This window comes from Candidatus Poriferisodalis sp. (genome assembly GCF_965237655.1).
Lineage (GTDB): Bacteria > Actinomycetota > Acidimicrobiia > Acidimicrobiales > Poriferisodalaceae > Poriferisodalis.
In genome coordinates this window covers 832,348-849,032 of sequence record NZ_CBDEGB010000002.1, presented here as the reverse complement: position 1 = coordinate 849,032, position 16,685 = coordinate 832,348, and the positions used below count along the sequence as shown (strand labels likewise).

Here is a 16,685-nt window from a genome sequence, read left to right as displayed (position 1 = left end):
CGCTGAACCGATCAACGCACCAGCGTGCCCAACGCTTCACCTTCGACGACGCTGCGGAAGTTCCCTCGCGTCATCAGATCGAAGACCACGATGGGAGTGGCGTTGTCCTTGCATACGGCGATGGCTGCGGAGTCCATCACTGCCAGCTCCCGGGAGAGCACTTCGAGAAACGTAACCTCGCTGAGGAGCTGAGCGTCGGGGTCCGTCTGCGGATCGGCCGTATAAACACCGTCGACGCCCGAATGGGTGCCCTTCAGCACGACATCGGCGTCGACTTCCGCGGCACGCAGCGCCGCAGCGGTATCCGTCGTGAAGAACGGGTTGCCGGTACCTGCCGCGAAGATCACCACGCGACCCTTTTCCAGGTGGCGCACAGCGCGACGTCGGATGTACGGCTCTGCGATCTGAGCCATCCCGATGGCGGTCATCACCCGTGTGGGCACGTCCCGCCGCTCGAGCGCATCTTGCAGCGCGAGCGCATTGATGACGGTGGCGAGCATGCCCATGTAGTCAGACTGGGCGCGGTCCATGCCGCCAATCGAGCCTGCCATGCCACGCCAGATGTTGCCGCCCCCGACCACGACGGCGATATCGACTTCCAAGGAGGCCCACACATCGGCAATCTCCGATACCAGCGCGTCGACCACCAAGGCGCTCACGTTGTGACCCCCAGGTTCAGCCAAGGCTTCGCCAGACAGCTTCAGCACCACCCGCCTCCACATCGGCGGGCCTTCCCAACGACGGGGCCTCTGCGGCTCGTCAGACACAGCCACAGCCACCGGAGCGCTCAGCGGCCGATCTCGACCTGGACGAAACGCGTCACGGTTGCCGACCCGACGACATCGGCTACCGATCGTTTCTCGTCCTTCACGAACTTCTGCTCCATGAGCGTGTGCTCGCGCAGATAGCCCTTCAGGCGGCCTTCGACGATCTTTCCCAGTGCCGCCTCGGGCTTGCCCTCATTCCGGCTGATGGCCTCGAACGTGGCCCGCTCGCGGTCAAGCACGTCCGCAGGCACATCCGAGCGCCGGATATAGGTGGGGCGGCTGCTGGCGATGTGCAGCGCAACGTCGTGGGCAACCTCGGGGGTCGCTCCGTCGAGTTCCACGAGCACAGCATTGACGCCACGGCCGTTCTGTTGGTGGACGTAGGCGTCGATACACGAACTGGCCGGTGCCTCGAAGCGCTCGACCGAGCCGACAGCGATGTTCTCTTTGAGCGTGATCTTGAGGTCGTCGATGGCTCCGGCCGCATCGGCAACAGCCGAAGGGCCGCCCGCGATCACATCGCTCAGCAGCTGATCTGCCATCGACAAGAACCCATCGGACTTGGCCACGAAGTCTGTCTCGCAGCGCAATTCGACGATGGCACCAACTGGGCCGTTGCCATTGGGGACCACGCGCGCCACTACGACGCCCTCGCTGTTGTCGCGATCGGCTCGCGCCGCGGACTTGGCGATGCCGTTCTCACGCAGCCATTGGGCTGCGGCCTCGGCGTCCCCGTCGCATCGGGTCAGCGCGTTCTTTGCATCCATCATCCCGGCGCCGGTGGCCTGGCGCAAGGCCTGGACATCCTTCGCGGTGAACGCTGCCATGTCAGCTGGCTTCTTGTGTTCCGGTTGACACGGTGACGGTTTCGGATTCGCCAGTCTCAGCGGCAGGCTGTTCGGCAGGCTCGGCCTCGAGGGTCGCCGCAGCGTCATCGGAGGACTCGGCGTCGCTGCCGGCATCGGGGGATGCAGCAGGAGCCTCCGCGGAGCGCATGTCAGGAACCGCCGCGGCGGCAGCCGCCTTGGCGGCTTGGTCGGCAGCGATGCGGGCCTCGCGCTCAGCAGCCTCGGCCATTGCCGCACGCTGTGCCTCGGCCTGCTGCGCGGCGATGCGCGCTTCTTCGGTTGGCGAACGCTCCCCTGCTGGGGCCACCGCCACACCGCTGCGCTCGGCCATGTACCGACCTTCCCGGGCGGCATCTGCCATGACCCGGCACAACAGTTCGGTTGAGCGGATGGCGTCGTCGTTGCCCGGGATGACGTAGGTGATCGGGTCGGGATCGGAGTTCGAGTCGGCAACGGCCACCACTGGCAGCTTCAGCCGGACGGCCTCGGCAACTGCGATGTGTTCCTTCGGCGTATCGAGCACGAAGACGGCATCAGGCAGTTTGTCCATGTCCCGTATGCCGTTCAAGTTGCGTTGGAGCTTGGTGAGTTCGCGGGTGTGGAGGAGGGCTTCCTTCTTCGGCATGTTGTTGAAGTCACCGGCTGACTGCATCCGCTCGTACTCGAGCATCTTGGTGACACGGCCGCGGATGGTGCGGAAGTTGGTCAGCATCCCGCCCAGCCAGCGCTGGTTCACGTACGGCATGCCACACGCGTCGGCGTGACGCTGAATCGGATACTGCGCTTGGCGCTTCGTACCGACGAACAGAATCGTTCCACCTCGCGCCACGGTGTCGCGTACGTACGCGTAGGCGTTCTCGAGGAGATCCAGCGTCTGCCGTAGATCGATGATGTAGATGCCGTTGCGCTCGCCCCACAAGAAGCGTTCCATCTTCGGATTCCAACGACGGGTTTGGTGGCCGAAATGGACGCCGGCTGCGAGCAGGTCGGACATGGTCACGACAGCGGACATGGGTTCTCCTCCCCACGGTTCGAAACTCTGCGCCGGGAACGACGCCGCTTTGGGAAGCGGCGACCGCGGGGTCGCCCCGGCTGGTCAGTCAATAGGTGGTGGTGCTGCGGTCCCGAAGAGACTGCGCCTCCGGAAGATTGGGCCTCCGGGAGACTGGGCCTTAGAGCACCGCAATGCCAGCGCCGGAGTGTAACCAGCGCAGTTGCAGCCGGTACACCGAGGTTGACGCGGGCACGAGCCTCGGACGGCTGAAGGGTGGTCGCACGCCTGTGCTGGCGTCACCGTCGAAGATCAGGACTGGGTCGAGGTAGACGTCGCCCCGGCGCACGCCGACGTGGAGCCGGTCGGCCGTGGTACCGAGCAGCTGTCCCTGATGCACCCGTTCACCTCGTGTGACGCCGATGCCGGCAACCCCGGAGTACGAGATCCGCAAACCATCGGGGTGGCTCACTGTGACGTGCAACCGGCCTCCCACGGGTCCAGCGAAGCTGACAATGCCGCGTGCGGCTGCCCAGAACGATGAGCCGGGCCGGGTCGCAAACTCGAGGCCGCGATTGCCCGGCCCGTATTCGTGCGCCGGGGGCCTGAAGTGATCGACGATGGTCCCGTGCACGGGCCAGATGTAGGTCAGCGCCGGCTCAGCCTGCGCTGACGCCGGAGCGGTTCCGGCGGCCAAGACAGCAGCGCACGCGGCAGCGAACGCAGCTGATGTGCTGAGACCACGGCCGCTGCGGCGCACCCCTCGACCGCCGAGGCCTCGTTTGATGCGCCGACCCCACGAGGGCCGGCTGTGCTTGATGCGCCGACCCCACGAGGGCCGGCTGTGCTTGATGCGCCGACCCCACGAGGGCCGGCTGTGCTTGATGCGCCGACCCCACGAGGGCCGGCTGTGCTTGATGCGCCGACCCCACGAGGGCCGGCTGTGCAGCAGGCACTCGAAGGCGGCGCTTACGCGCGCGGGTGCGCCGACTCGTACACCTCTCGCAGTCGTTCCCTGCTGAGGTGGGTATAGATCTGGGTCGTCGCGAGTCGCTGGTGGCCGAGCAATTCCTGCACGACGCGCAAGTCGGCTCCCCCGTCGAGCAAGTGTGTGGCGTAGGTGTGTCGCAAGGCGTGCGGATGGGTCGGCACAACGGAGTGCCGATCCAGGATCCGCTGAACGTCGCGTGCACCGAGCCGGTTGCCGCGCAGGTTCACGAACAGCGCAGCAGGGTCGCGATCGGCCCGATTGCGCAGACGCTGCGCATCGAATTCGTCGCTGCCGCCGTCCCGCCATGCTGCGAGCAGCGACACGGACGGCTCGCTGAGCGGCACACGCCGATGCTTGGCACCCTTGCCGATGACCTCGATGTGACTGTTGCCTGGCCGGAAGGCGCCGCGGTCGAGTTGGCACAGCTCGGCAACCCGCAGGCCGCTGCCGTACAGCATCTCGAGCACGAGCCGATCGCGTAGCTCCGTCGGGTCTGCGGGCACCGTGCCGTCGCCGAGCATCTCGGACACTTCGGCTGCGCCGAGCACGCGCGGCAAGCGTCCTGCGCCGGCGGGCGCGGCGAGCCCGAGCGTCGGATCGAGGTTGATCGCGCCGTCGCGCACCAGCCAGCCGTAGTAGCGCCTCAATGCCGATGCCTTGCGGGCCACGGACCGTCGCGACAGCCCGCGAACTGTCAGAAACGCGACGTAACGCCGAAGCCAACGCCGGTTGATGTCGCCTGGATTGCCGTGGCCGGCTCGGGAGGCCCAATCGGCGAATTGGCAAAGATCGGTCCGATACGCGCGCTTGGTGGACTCCGATGCCGCAGTGAGCGACAGCAAGAATTCTCCGACTCGCCACTCCGGGGGCGCTAGGTCCACCAGATCCACAGTACCGAGGAGTCCCCGCCCCTTCGCAAGCGCGATCGCGGCGATGCGGAAGTCTCATCTGGACTTCTCCCACCATCCGCCCGTCTCGGTGACCCAGCCTGACAACTGCAGCCGGCCGAGCGAAGATGCCAGTTCCGCCAGCGTCGCTTCGACTCGCAACGCCAGCTCATCGACCGAGCGGGGTCCGCCAATCAGCTCGTCCAGAACCTGACGGCCGAGATTGTCTTGGGGTGCTTCGGGCACTGCAGCCCCGGCCGCAGAGCCAGCATGCTCTCCCAGAGCCAGCAGGACATCGGACACGTCGCACACGGGCGCACATCCGTCCGCGAGGAGACGGTTCGTGCCGACTGACGTCGCGCTGGTGATCGGCCCGGGCACCGCCATCACGGGCCGGTCTCGCTCAACAGCAGCGTCGACGGTGTACATCGAGCCGCCCGAGGCACCCGATTCGACCACCACCAGTACCTCGCTCAGCGCAGCCACGATGCGATTGCGAGCGGGAAAATGCCACTGCACGGCCGGAGTGCCGAGCGGATACTCACTGAGCAGCGTTCCGTACTGTGCGACGTCCGCCCACAGCGTCCGGTTGGCGGCCGGGTACACGCAATCCAGCCCGCTGCCAACGACACCGATGACAGGACCGCCCTCATCCAGCGCGGCACGCTGCGCGATGCCATCGATGCCAGTGGCAAGGCCTGACACCACCGCTACCCCATGGGCAGCCAGGCCCGTTCCGAGCAGCTGTGCCACGGTGCGGCCGTATGCGCTGCAGCGACGCGTACCGATGATGCCGACCCGCCTGGGCCCCGGCTCTAACGGCGCTCCCTGCCCGAACAGCACCGCTGGAGGCTCGGGCTCCGATTCCCACATCTCGGCAGTGCCTTGACTGTCCGGAACGTGCAGCCAGACGCCCGCTCTCGTGTGGGCTTCGAGCAGATCCGCCCCGATCGGCCGCTCGCCACGTGCAGCTCGGTCAAGCGCTGCGGCTGCGTGCCGCTGCCACGTCGCGATCAATGTTGCGTCCACGCCCCGGCAAGCGCTCAGCCCGGCAACCGTTGCAGCCCGACCAGAGCGCAGGTCCTCGACGGCATCGAGTGCAGTGCGGTCACCGAGCAGGGCCCGTAGGCGCGCCGGTCCAATTCGGGGCAAGGAGCACAATTCGAGCAGCGCTCCGATCTCTGACCGCTCGCCGGCATCGGCTGTTTCGACAATCATCTGGCCGCCGCGGGAACGTGCAGGCTTCCGACGCTCGCACGCAGCGCGAGTGCCTCGTTCAGGCGTTCAGCGTCGACGACTGGATCGTCGCCGTCGAGGTCGCACAACGTCATGACGACGCAACGGACACGGTGCAATCCCCGGCCACTGAGCAGTCCCTTGGCCAGGCGCGTTCGCAGTTCGCGCCGGGCGGCCGCGGTGATCGGAGCGTGACGCTCCAGCTGCTCGTGGGTGAGCTCGGCGTTCGTCGCCACGCCGCGGCCCGCGGCCCGGGCACGTGCCGCCGTCACTCGTGCGCCGACCGTCTCGGTGGATTCACCACGAGCGCCGTCGAGCAGCTGATCGGGTTCGGGACGCTGAACTTGAACACGAAGGTCAAAGCGATCGAGCAGCGGCCCTGACAGCCGGCGCAGGTACCGGAGCCGGGCATGGTCGGAGCAACGACAGGAATCGGGGCGGCCGGCCTGCCCGCAAGGGCATGGGTTCATGGCAGCCACCAGCAGGAATCGGGCGGGAAAGGTGCAGGCCCCCGACGCACGACTGACCCGCACAACGCCCTCTTCGAGCGGTTGGCGCATGGCGTCGAGCACACTCGGTGCAAACTCTCCCAGCTCATCGAGGAACAGCACGCCGCGATGGGCCAGCGAGATTTCTCCCGGGCGAATGGCCGTCGAGCCGCCGCCGATGAGTGCAGTCACGGTGGCGGTGTGATGCGGACTGCGAAGTACGGGGCGGGTCGCGAGGCCCGTCGGCAACGGCAAGCCAGCGGCCGATTGGACCCGCGTCGCCTCCATCGCGAACTGGCGGCTGAGCTCAGGCAGCAGACCCACGAGCCGTCGAGCCAGCATGGTCTTGCCTGCACCCGGTGGTCCCAGCATGAGCAGGTGGTGACCGCCCGCAGCGGCAACCTCGACGGCTCGGCGGGCGAGCGGCTGCCCGATCACGTCACCGAAATCAGGTACTGGCGCTGCGGGCGGTTGGGGCGGATCGGGCGGCGGATCAGGCCACGGCGCGCGGCCCGCGAGCACTGACGCCAGCTGGCCCAGCGTTTGAACAACGTGGACATCGCGGGGACCCGCAGCGAGAGCAAGGTGATACGACTCGGACGCGACGACGACGGCCCGGTCACGAAGCGCGTCGACAAGCGGCAGCACGCCCACCCCGCCCCGGACGACACCGTCGAGACCCAGTTCGCCCAAGAACGCTTTGCCGCGTAGCGACTCGGCCGGCAGCTGCTCGGTGACGGCCAATACTGCGACGGCCATCGCCAGGTCCAAGACGGCGCCGCCCTTGCGCACACCCGACGGTGCCAGGTTCAGCGTGACGCGCCTGTCGGGCCAATCGAGTCCCGACGAGAGCACGGCGGCCCGAACCCGGTCCCGGGCCTCTCGGCACGCGGCGTCAGGGAGTCCGACGATGGTGAAGGACGGCAGACCGTTGGAAACGTGCACCTCGACGGTGACAACATGACCGTCGACGCCGACGAGCGTCGCGGCGGTTGCAGCAGCCAGCATGAGCCTCCTCCGGCAGTTCGGACCGGACGCAACCACACAGGGCGCTGTCCGGCGTTGACGGGGAAGCCCGCTCGGGGCCACGATCGAGTCGGTCTGTGGTGCGCCAGCGTGGTCGTGTTGCTCGCTGCCGCGTGGACCTCTCCGGGACCGTAGATCACGCTCGCGCATCCCAAGGAAGGGTTTTCTGCCGGTCTGCGCCACGCCGATGCCGCGCTTGGGGGGCGATACTGCTCTCATGGGCTACAACCCGTACCGCGAGCACCGCACGACACGGCTCGACTACGTGCTCCTAGCCGCCGCTGCGGTCGTGGCGGCCGGCCTGGTGGTGTGGGCGTTGTTGGGCTGAGGTCTCAGATGCGCAAGCTTGAGCCAGTACCGGGATTCGAAGTGCGCCGGGTGCAGCCGTATGAGGCAACCAAGCGGTATGTCTGCGGCGGCTGCGCCCACAGCATTGAGGCCGCAGTGGGTCACGTGGTCGCAGTGCCAATCGACAACCCTGATCTGCGACGCCACTGGCATTGGGGATGCTGGCAGGCCCGGGATCGGCGACGGCCGGTGGGCTGAACGCCCTGGCTGTCAGAACGCCCCGCTGAGCACCTCGACGTTGCGACCCATGACCGCGGCTGCGTCGAAACGCACCGGCCCTTTCCAGCCGCCGCGCTGGCGCACGTAGTACGCGGCGAGGCGCCGGACTTGCTGCTGCTTGCGACCGGTGATCGCCTCAAAGCCCGTCCCGAAGCGATCGCTTGAGCGAGTCTTCACCTCGCAGACCACCAGCTGTGTCCCGTCGGTGACGACAAGATCCAACTCGCCTGCGGGGCAACGCCAATTCCGGTCCAGCACGCGGTACCCACGCTCGATGTACCAACGCTCGACAAGATCCTCGCCGTAGCGGCCAAGCGCTTGACGCCGGGCGGTCATACGCGCATCGCGCCCAGCCCCCGCCAGCGCGACCGAAGCTGGCCCGCTAGAAGCGCTTCTCGGGAATCCGGGCTGCCTTGCCAACGCGATCGCGCAAGTAGTAGAGCTTCGCCCTGCGCACATCGCCCACGGCCACGCGCTCGATCTTGGCAATGGTGGGAGCGTGCAGCGGAAATGTCCGCTCGACCCCCACGCCGAAGCTGAGCTTGCGTACCGTGAACGTCTCGCTGATGCCCGACGAATGGCGGGCGATCACATAGCCCTCGAACACCTGGGTTCGCTGCCGGTTGCCCTCGACGACGCGCACGTGGACACGCACCGTGTCACCGGGGCCAAAGTCAGGATGATCGTCGCGGAGACGAGCCTGGTCGACCAGATCGGTGCTTCCCATAGCGATCCGACTCCCGTGAAAGGCGTGACGACGACCACTGGAGGGTAGTGGTCCGTCGGCGAATTGCCGCAGCGATGTGCCGTGACAGCCGCAATGAGCTCAGCCGGATTCTCCAAGCTCCAGGTTGAACTCAGCGAGGAGCTCCCGGTCGAGGTCGCTCACGCCCCGCACCGCCAGCAGGTCGGGGCGCTCGCGTGCGGTTCGGACGAGCGCCATGGCTTGGCGCCAGCGACGAACCCGGGCGTGGTCGCCGCTGCGCAGCACTTCGGGAGCCTCGAGCCCGCGGAATGACGCAGGACGGGTCCAATGGGGATACTCCAGCAGACCCGCGGCAAAACTCTCGTCCGCGCTGGAAGCCGCATTGCCGAGCACGCCGGGCACCAACCTCCCAACGGCCTCGAGAACGACCATGGCTGCGAATTCGCCGCCGGCCAGCACGACATCGCCGACGGAGATCGAGCCGTCCACGAGGTCGGTGCGGATGCGCTCGTCAACTCCCTCGTAGCGGCCGCACAGCAAGCTGAATCCGCCCGATGCCGCCAATTCGGAGGCCAAGGATTGATCGAATCGCCGGCCACCGGCATCAAGCAGCAGCAACGGCCGCGGGGGCGAGACCGTCTCGACGGCAGCGAAGACCGGTTCGGGCATCAGGATCATGCCCGGGCCCCCTCCGAATGGTGCATCGTCAACCGTGCGGTGGGCGTCAGTGGTCGCCATTCGCAGGTCCCTGCAGCGGATATCCAGCAGTCCTTGGCTGCGGGCCCGACCCAGCACGCTCAGCCGGCACATTGCATCGAGCTCGGCAGCGAAGATCGAGAAGATGTCGATGCGCAGCCCAATCTCGGGACTGGGTGACGAAGCGGACTCAGTGCCGGTCGAGCTCGAAGAGCCCATCGGGCACCTCCACGTGGACCGTGCCGGGTTCGCAGCGCACGATGAACGTCAGCGGCACGAGGTGGCCCGTGTCGAGCTCGAGCAGGTCTGCTGCCGGATTCGCCACCACGCTCGTGACCACGCCGGCGTCGTATCCGTGCTGATCGATGACTGAGCTGCCGCACAGCTCATGCACCCACAGCTCGTCAGGATCATCCAGTGGCTCGGCGAACAACGTCGTGCCTGTCAGCGCCGCCGCAGCATCACGGTCATCGATGCCGTCGAAGCTCACCAGCCAACGGTTGCCGTCACGGCGAGCGCCCGATACCACTCGCTCGCCAGCGGCGGTCACGAGCGTCGAACCGACGTCGAAACGCTCGAATCGGTTGGTGACCGGGTGCACGGCAACCTCTCCGCGTAATCCGTGTGCGCGTCCGATAGTTGCGATCTCCAGCAGGTCTGCCGGACGGCGGGGATCAGTCCCGGAAGTCGACTTCGACCTGGACGCCATCGCGGTGGGCTGCGGCGCGCACCAGCGTGCGGATGGCGTTCGCGACGCGTCCTCGCTTGCCGATGACCCGACCGATGTCCTCTGAGCTCACGGTTGCCGTCAGGCTCAGTTTCGATCCCGACTCGGCAATCTCGACCTCGACCTGGTCGGGATGCTCGACGAGCTGGGCAATGAGGTACAGCAAGACCTCTTCGGCGGTGGTGGTCCCGGTGTCCGCCCCGGTGTGGCCCTCAGTCACTAGGCCTCCTCAGGTTCGGATGTCTTCGGCTCAGACGCCGCAGGTTCTGCCGAGACTTGCGTCTCCGCATCTTGTGGGGGGATGTCAGCGCTCGGCTCAGGGGTGTCGAGCACCAAGTCGGGCTCCGGCGGCGGCGGCGCGGGAGCTTCAGGGGCCGATTCTGTGGCCGTGTCGGCGGGCTGGGGTGAGCCCGGAGAGCGGAATTCGTCCCACGCGCCGGAAATCGTCAGCAGCTTGGAGACCGTCTCGCTCGGCTGGGCCCCGTGGTTGAGCCAGTGGACAGCGCGCTCATTGACGATCGAGATCGCAGAGGGTTCCTGTCGCGGGTCGTACGTGCCGATGACCTCCAGCACACGTCCGTCACGAGGCTTGCGACTGTCGACAGCGACGACGCGATAGCTGGGCTGCTTCTTCTTGCCGGTGCGCTTGAGGCGCAGACGTACGGCCATGTTGCTCCCGGTTAGGTGATTTCGAAAGGGGGCTCGTTGGGGGGCGGGCGAACCGGCACATGGGGCTTGGCATATGGGGTTTGGTGCACCGATGGGCTGCCGCGCCGACGGCTGAGCCTAACGGGGCATCGCCTCGCAACCCCCGCCCGCACCTGCAAAGGACGCGGCCATCGTCGCCGCTCAGCGGCCGGGCAGCTTCAGGTCCAGCGAATCGGTGTCAATGGCTCCGCCTGCGGGCTTCGTGTTGAGCTTTCCAAGCGACGGCGCGCCCTTGGGCGACACACGTCCTCCACCGCCCGTGCGGGCGCTGCCGCCAGATCGAGTCGGGCCCCGCCCTCGTTTGCGGGCAGTCTTGCGGCTCGCTGGACGTCGCTTCGAGCCCAGCCCCATTATGCCGCCCATCATCTTGCGCATCTGAGTGAACTGCTTGAGCAGGTTGGCGACCTGTGCCGACGATGTGCCGCTGCCCGCGGCGATGCGAGCCCGGCGAGAAGCGTCGATGATCTCCGGCGACACTCGCTCGGCTGGCGTCATCGACAGCACAATGGCCTCGGCGGTGGCGATCCGATCGTCGTCGATCTCGGCATTGCGAACCTGGTCGGAAATGCCCGGCATCATCTGCACAATGCTCTGCAAGTTGCCCATCTTGCGAAGCTGCCTGAGCTGATCCACGAAGTCGTCGAGTGTGAATGTGCCTTCGGCGAGACGCTGTGCTGCTGCAGTCGCCTCGTCGGTTTCGTAGACCTGCTCCGCCTTCTCGATGAGCGTGAGCACGTCGCCCATGCCGAGAATCCGGCTCGCCATCCGATCTGGATGGAACTGTTCGAAGTCGTCGATCTTCTCGCCGACTGAGGCGAACGCCACCGGACGGCCGACGACCTCGGCGACCGACAGCGCCGCTCCGCCACGAGCATCGCCGTCGAGCTTGGTCAGAATGATCCCGTCCACTTCGAGCGTGGCATGGAAAGCCTCGGCGGTCGCAACAGCGTCCTGACCCACCATCGAGTCGACCACGAGGAACGTGTAGTGGGGTTCGACAGCGTCGGAGATGCGGGCCACCTCGGTCATCAGCTCGACGTCGATTGCCAGCCGACCCGCCGTGTCCACGATGAGCACATCGCGGCCGGACTGCCGGGCATGCGCCAGGCCCCCAGCCGCGCAGGCGACAGGGTCACCCGGTTCGCTCCACACCTCCACATCGATGCTGCGGGCGAGCGTCCGCAGCTGCTCGACAGCTGCCGGACGCTGCAGGTCGGCCCCGACCAGCAGCGGGTTTCGGCCCTGGGACCTGCACCACTGAGCCAACTTGGCGGCAGCGGTCGTCTTGCCAGAACCCTGGAGCCCAGCCAGCAGCACGACCGTCGGCGGCTTCGAAGCGAACTGGACGTTGAGCGGGCTGCCGCCCAAGATGTCGATGAGCTCGTCGTTGACGATCTTGGTGACCTGCTGGCCGGGCGTGAGGCTGGCCGTGACCTCGCCGCCGACGCTGCGCTCGCGGACCCGTTCGACGAAGCGGCGCACCACCCGAACGTTCACGTCGGCTTCGAGCAGCGCCAACCGGATCTCGGCCAGTGCCTCGTCGACGTCGACGGGGCGCATCCGCCCGCGACTGCGCAGCGCCCGAAGGGTGCCGGACAGGCGGTCAGTCAGCGTGTCAAACATCGCTCAGTCCTCCTCCCAGGATGCTGATTGCGGGGAGGCTGATTGCGGGCTGGCGGGAAGCAGTGCATCGACGTAGCTGTCAGGGTCGAAGTCGACGAGGTCATGAGCGCCCTCGCCAAGACCCACCAGCTTCACGGGCAGTCCCAGCTCGGCCTCGATGGCGAAGACGATCCCGCCCTTCGCCGAACCGTCCAGCTTGGTGAGCACGACGCCGGTGACGTCAGTGGCCTCGGCAAAGGCTCGTGCTTGGCTCAAGCCGTTCTGTCCAGTGGTGGCATCGATCACCAGCAGTGTCTCGGCGACTGCGCCAGGCTCCCGATCTGCGACTCGGCGCACCTTGGCCAGCTCGTCCATGAGGTTCTTGCGGTTCTGCAGCCGGCCGGCGGTGTCGGCGAGGACCACGTCCGCGTCGCGAGCCGCCGCGGCGGTGATGGCATCGTGCACGACGGAACTGGGGTCTGCGCCTGAGCTGCCTGAGACCAGATCAGCCCCGCACCGATCAGCCCATGTCTGCAATTGGGAGGTCGCTGCGGCGCGGAACGTGTCACCGGCGGCCATCACGACACTCCGGCCTTCCTCCGTGAACCTGGCGCCTACTTTGCCGATCGTGGTGGTCTTGCCCACGCCGTTGACTCCCACGAACAGCCAGACCGGCGTCGCTCCTTCGCGCCCTGGGGTCGACACGGCGAGCGAACGGTCCGCATCCAGGGATGCACGCATCTGGTCCCCGAGCGCGCTGACCAGCTGCTCCGAGTCAACGATGCCCAGATCGAGGGCAGAGGTGCGGAGGCGCTTCAGCGTCGCCATGGTGGTCGCTACGCCCACGTCGGCCCCTAGCAAGGCCTCCTCGAGTACCGCCCACGTGTCGACGTCGGGCCGACGGCCTCGGATCGACGCCAGCCGATCACGCAGTGATCGGCGGGACGAGGCCAGACCCGATGCAAAGGTGGCCGCAGATGGTTGGGCCTCCGTCTTGTCGAGGTCGGCCACTTCGGATTCAAATGAGGGCTCCCGCCCGCCCGCCACGGTGTCGGTCGCTGTCACAGCCTGGGGTGCAGCCCGGCCGAAGCGGCGCTGCACCGTCCGGTGCACGAACGGCACCGAGACGAGCAGCACAAACATGGCGACGAAGATGACGATGGGAACGCTCAAGGATTCCCCGAAGACCTCCCCCAAGACCTCGCTTTGCACAAGAATCACTATCGCGGCGACAAAGACGACGGTGGCGGCAACCTTGGCGATCACTGCCGGGCAGGCTACCGAGGCGTCGTCGCGGGCTCTCCGATCTCAGACGTCGCGTGCGCGGCAACGAGCGCCGCTGCGCGCTCGGGCCGCTCCGACACGACCACGCTGGAGCCTCCCGGCGGCATCGACACGCCGTACAGGACGTCCGCCGACTCCATGGTGCGACGTTGATGACTCACGATGATGAGCTGCGACTCACGCCGGAAGTCCGCCACGAGATCCAGGAAACGCTGAAGGTTGACGTCATCGAGGGCTGCTTCGACCTCGTCGAGGACGTAGAAAGGCGACGGACGGCTGCGGAACACCGCAAAGAGGTACGCCAGGGCGACCAGCGAGCGTTCGCCGCCCGACAGCAGCGACAAGCGACCAATGCGCTTGCCGGCAGGCCGAACGTCAAGCTCCACACCGCACGTGAGGAGTTCTTCGGGCTCGGTCAGCGAGAGCTTGCCGACTCCACCGGGGAACAGGGTGCCGAACAACTCGGCGAAGTTCCGAGCGACATCTTCGAATGCGGTCGCAAACGTCGCCACGATCTCGGCGTCGATGGCACGAATCACCTTGTGCAGCTCGCGCCGACTGCTGCGCACGTCAGCGAGCTGAGCGGCCACGAACTCGAAACGCTCGGAGGCGACCTCATACTCGGACAACGCCAGGGGGTTCACCGGCCCGAGGCGATTGAGGTCTGCGCGCAATGCCCGCTCGTGGGCCCGAGCACTGACGCCTTGCGGCAGCGGCGGGGGTGGTGCTGCGAGCGCCGCTGCCGGCTCCGCAGCAAAATCCGCACGCAGCACCGAAACCAGGGCGTCTCGCTTGGTTCGCCGCTCGGCATCGGACACGTCAAGGGCTGCCAACTCCGTGCGAAGTTGCTCCTGGCGTGCAGACGCGGCGTCGCGCTCGAGCCGGAGCGCATCGAGGCGGTCCGACAGCTGACGCACCAACTCCGTGCGCGCGTCGTGGCGTGCTCGCAAGCGCTTGAACTCAGCGTCGAGTCGCTGGCGCCGCTCCGACAGCAGCAGCGCAAGCTGATCCAACGCCGTCACGATGGCCTCAGCGCGCGCCAGCCGGGCCCCAGCAGCCGCGTGAGAGTTCTCATGGCCAGCCAGCCGCTCCGTGATCGCCCGGAGTCGATGCTCAAGGCCCGATCGGCGCTGCAGCTGGGACTCGGCCCGAGCCTCACGCGCCTGGGACTGCGCGGCCCGCCGGGCTGTAGCAGCTGCGACCTGCCGTTGCAGCACGTCGGCCGAGCGCTGGGCGCCTCGGAACTCATCGAGTGCCGCTCGGTGCGCCTGGTGTGCTGAAGTCCACGCCTCGGCGGCCAGCTGGTGCTGGCGCTTCAGTTCGTTGATGTGCTCGCGCGTCTCGTCGAGCGCCGCGGCGGCCGCTGCCGGTCCCGCACTGCCGATCCGCCAACGACCTGGCCCGAATCGGTCGCCGCCGGCCGTGACGAACACGGCGTCACGATCGAGCGTTGCGCGTTCGAATGCGCTGGCCCAGCCGCCCCGAACACGCACTGCTGAACCCATCACCTCATCGAGCAGCGTTTCCAAGCCGGGACGGCTCCACTCGGGAGCGTCAGGTCTCACATGAACGTGCGGCCGAACGAGCTCCATTCCCGCCCCGAACCGCAGTTCGCCGTCACGATGCGACGAGAGGCCGTGGGCAGGCACGCCGATGAGCGAGACCACCGACCCGCTCACACCGGCCTCGGCAATCGCGGCAAGTGCATCAGCCGCTGCGGTGTCATCTCTCACAATCACAGCGCCCAATGCGCCGTCCGCTGCAGCTTCGGCGGCAGCTTCCCAGCCTTCGTCGATGGTCACGAGGTCGGCGAGCACGCCCAATAGGCCCGCAACGTCATTCAGCGCTGCGATGCCGGACTGGGCCTGCGCCGTTTCCACTGCGGAGGTCAAGGCCTCGGATCGCCCGATCCAGCGCTGCAGCTCCTCCGCCACCTCGCGCTGTCGTTCGTCTGCGGTCCCCAGCGCCTCGGCGGCTGCTGCCACGCCTGTCTCGGCCTCGGCGACTGCCAGATCGGCTTCTTCAGCGGCCGCTTCGGGGGTGTCGGATGTCTGGCCGGCTAGCTCGCCGGTCGGGACACTCGCATTGCCGCCCTGCGACGGCGCCTCGGCGGCCGCGTCAAGGTCTGCCAACTCCGCGGAGAGGCGAGCGTGCTCGTCAGTCAGCGTTGCGACCACGTCGGAATCGAGCAACACATTTCGTTCTCGCTCGACCGAGCGCATCCGCTCGTAGGTCTGACCGATGAGGCCCCGTGCCCGTTCAGACAGCGATGCCACACGCGAGAGCCGGTCCGCTGGTTCTGAAGTCAGTTGTGCGAGCTGAGACTGCGCGTTGCCGATCGCACCGTCGATGTCGCTGATCGACGCAGCGGCGGCTTCCTGCTGCGCCGCGAATTCGGCCCGTCGAGCATCAGAGGCACTCTGCGCCTGCTGATGCGCCGCCAGCTCGCGTCCAGCGTTGTACAGCTGAAGGTCAGACAGTGCCGCGCTGAGCTCTCGGTGCTGGCGAGCGGCCTCTGCCTGCCGTTCGAGCGGCCGCAGCTGGCGGCGGAGTTCGCGCTGCAGGTCGACGAGGCGCGTCACGTTCGCCTCGGTGCCTTCCAGCCGCCGCTCTGCCCGCTCCTTGCGGCGACGGAACTTGAGAACACCCGCGGCCTCCTCGATGAGCGCGCGCCGCTCTTCGGGCCGAGCTGCGAGCACCTGGGTGATCTGATCTTGGGCCACGATGATGTGCTGCTGGCGTCCGACGCCAGCATCGTTCAGCAGTTCCTGCAGGTCGAGAAGCCGGCAAGGCGTCCCGTTGAGTGCGTACTCCGAGTCGCCGGAGCGGAAGAGCGTTCGGGTGATGGCCACCTCTGCTGTGGAGGTCGGCAATGTCTGCGATTCGTTGTCGATGACCAAAGTGACCTGCGCTCGACCAAGCGCCACACGGCGATCGGTGCCGGCGAAGACGACGTCGTCCATCCGCTGGCCTCGCAACGTGCGCGGCCCTTGAGCGCCGAGCACCCAGGCGATGGCATCAACAACGTTCGACTTGCCGCTGCCGTTCGGACCCACCACCACGGTGACGCCCGGTTCGAACGTGAGCGTGGAGGTCTCGGCGAACGATTTGAAACCGGACAGTGTCAGGGAGCGGAGGAACACAGGAACTCGATGTGCGGA

The 16,685-nt window shown here is 67.2% G+C and carries 18 protein-coding genes; 2 read left to right on the top strand and 16 right to left on the bottom strand.

Going from position 1 to position 16,685, the window contains the following annotated elements:
* Positions 1-11: 11 nt before the first annotated feature.
* The 7 genes from pyrH to ACPXYO_RS12030 form a co-directional block, all read right to left on the bottom strand.
* Complete coding sequence (gene pyrH, locus ACPXYO_RS12060; RefSeq protein WP_423920723.1) at positions 12-722, bottom strand: UMP kinase; 711 nt, start codon at positions 720-722, stop codon at positions 12-14.
* A gap of 65 nt (positions 723-787) precedes the next feature.
* Positions 788-1,594 (bottom strand): translation elongation factor Ts, encoded by an 807-nt coding sequence (gene tsf, locus ACPXYO_RS12055; RefSeq protein ID WP_423920720.1) that lies wholly within the window; start codon positions 1,592-1,594, stop codon positions 788-790.
* A gap of 1 nt (position 1,595) precedes the next feature.
* Positions 1,596-2,627, bottom strand: coding sequence for a 30S ribosomal protein S2 (rpsB, locus tag ACPXYO_RS12050; protein WP_423920717.1), 1,032 nt, complete (start codon positions 2,625-2,627; stop codon positions 1,596-1,598).
* A gap of 160 nt (positions 2,628-2,787) precedes the next feature.
* Entirely contained in the window at positions 2,788-3,303 is a 516-nt protein-coding gene (locus ACPXYO_RS12045) for a murein hydrolase activator EnvC family protein (protein WP_423920714.1), read from the bottom strand.
* A 272-nt stretch (positions 3,304-3,575) separates the two neighbouring features.
* Entirely contained in the window at positions 3,576-4,478 is a 903-nt protein-coding gene (locus ACPXYO_RS12040; protein ID WP_420621280.1) for a tyrosine-type recombinase/integrase, read from the bottom strand.
* Positions 4,479-4,541: 63 nt separating this feature from the next.
* Positions 4,542-5,702 carry a DNA-processing protein DprA gene (locus ACPXYO_RS12035; RefSeq protein WP_423920709.1) on the bottom strand — a complete coding sequence of 387 codons (1,161 nt, stop codon included), beginning with the start codon at positions 5,700-5,702 and terminating at the stop codon, positions 4,542-4,544.
* A complete protein-coding gene (locus ACPXYO_RS12030) occupies positions 5,699-7,216 on the bottom strand; it encodes a YifB family Mg chelatase-like AAA ATPase (protein ID WP_423920707.1) in 1,518 nt (505 codons plus the stop codon). Before ACPXYO_RS12030 ends, ACPXYO_RS12035 begins: the two co-directional genes overlap by 4 nt.
* Positions 7,217-7,421: 205 nt before the next feature.
* Here ACPXYO_RS12030 and ACPXYO_RS12025 point away from each other — a divergent pair, with 205 nt between their 5' ends.
* Together ACPXYO_RS12025 and ACPXYO_RS12020 are read left to right on the top strand one after the other, a co-directional pair.
* Positions 7,422-7,562: a hypothetical protein gene (locus ACPXYO_RS12025; RefSeq protein WP_423920704.1), complete on the top strand. Its 141-nt coding sequence runs from the start codon at positions 7,422-7,424 to the stop codon at positions 7,560-7,562.
* Positions 7,563-7,570: 8 nt separating this feature from the next.
* Complete coding sequence (locus ACPXYO_RS12020) at positions 7,571-7,780, top strand: hypothetical protein (protein ID WP_423920702.1); 210 nt, start codon at positions 7,571-7,573, stop codon at positions 7,778-7,780.
* A 12-nt stretch (positions 7,781-7,792) separates the two neighbouring features.
* Here the strand turns inward: ACPXYO_RS12020 and ACPXYO_RS12015 are convergent, their stop codons facing one another.
* The 9 genes from ACPXYO_RS12015 to ACPXYO_RS11975 form a co-directional block, all read right to left on the bottom strand.
* Entirely contained in the window at positions 7,793-8,137 is a 345-nt protein-coding gene (locus ACPXYO_RS12015; RefSeq protein ID WP_423920699.1) for a YraN family protein, read from the bottom strand.
* 46 nt (positions 8,138-8,183) lie between these two features.
* Complete coding sequence (gene rplS, locus ACPXYO_RS12010) at positions 8,184-8,528, bottom strand: 50S ribosomal protein L19 (protein ID WP_419553838.1); 345 nt, start codon at positions 8,526-8,528, stop codon at positions 8,184-8,186.
* Between the two features lie 99 nt (positions 8,529-8,627).
* The gene (gene trmD, locus ACPXYO_RS12005; protein WP_423923830.1) at positions 8,628-9,362 is read right to left on the bottom strand and encodes a tRNA (guanosine(37)-N1)-methyltransferase TrmD; all 735 of its coding nucleotides are present in this window, start codon (positions 9,360-9,362) and stop codon (positions 8,628-8,630) included.
* A 31-nt stretch (positions 9,363-9,393) separates the two neighbouring features.
* On the bottom strand, positions 9,394-9,912 hold the full coding sequence (gene rimM, locus ACPXYO_RS12000; RefSeq protein ID WP_423920695.1) for a ribosome maturation factor RimM: 519 nt from the start codon (positions 9,910-9,912) through the stop codon (positions 9,394-9,396).
* Positions 9,878-10,150: a KH domain-containing protein gene (locus ACPXYO_RS11995; protein WP_423920692.1), complete on the bottom strand. Its 273-nt coding sequence runs from the start codon at positions 10,148-10,150 to the stop codon at positions 9,878-9,880. The genes rimM and ACPXYO_RS11995 overlap by 35 nt, the downstream gene beginning before the upstream one ends.
* Positions 10,150-10,599 carry a 30S ribosomal protein S16 gene (gene rpsP / locus ACPXYO_RS11990; RefSeq protein ID WP_423920689.1) on the bottom strand — a complete coding sequence of 150 codons (450 nt, stop codon included), beginning with the start codon at positions 10,597-10,599 and terminating at the stop codon, positions 10,150-10,152. The genes ACPXYO_RS11995 and rpsP overlap by 1 nt, the downstream gene beginning before the upstream one ends.
* A 180-nt stretch (positions 10,600-10,779) precedes the next feature.
* The gene (gene ffh / locus ACPXYO_RS11985) at positions 10,780-12,261 is read right to left on the bottom strand and encodes a signal recognition particle protein (RefSeq protein WP_423920686.1); all 1,482 of its coding nucleotides are present in this window, start codon (positions 12,259-12,261) and stop codon (positions 10,780-10,782) included.
* Between the two features lie 3 nt (positions 12,262-12,264).
* Entirely contained in the window at positions 12,265-13,506 is a 1,242-nt protein-coding gene (ftsY, locus tag ACPXYO_RS11980) for a signal recognition particle-docking protein FtsY (protein ID WP_423920684.1), read from the bottom strand.
* A gap of 11 nt (positions 13,507-13,517) precedes the next feature.
* Complete coding sequence (locus ACPXYO_RS11975) at positions 13,518-16,667, bottom strand: chromosome segregation SMC family protein (RefSeq protein WP_423920681.1); 3,150 nt, start codon at positions 16,665-16,667, stop codon at positions 13,518-13,520.
* Positions 16,668-16,685 lie beyond the last annotated feature (18 nt).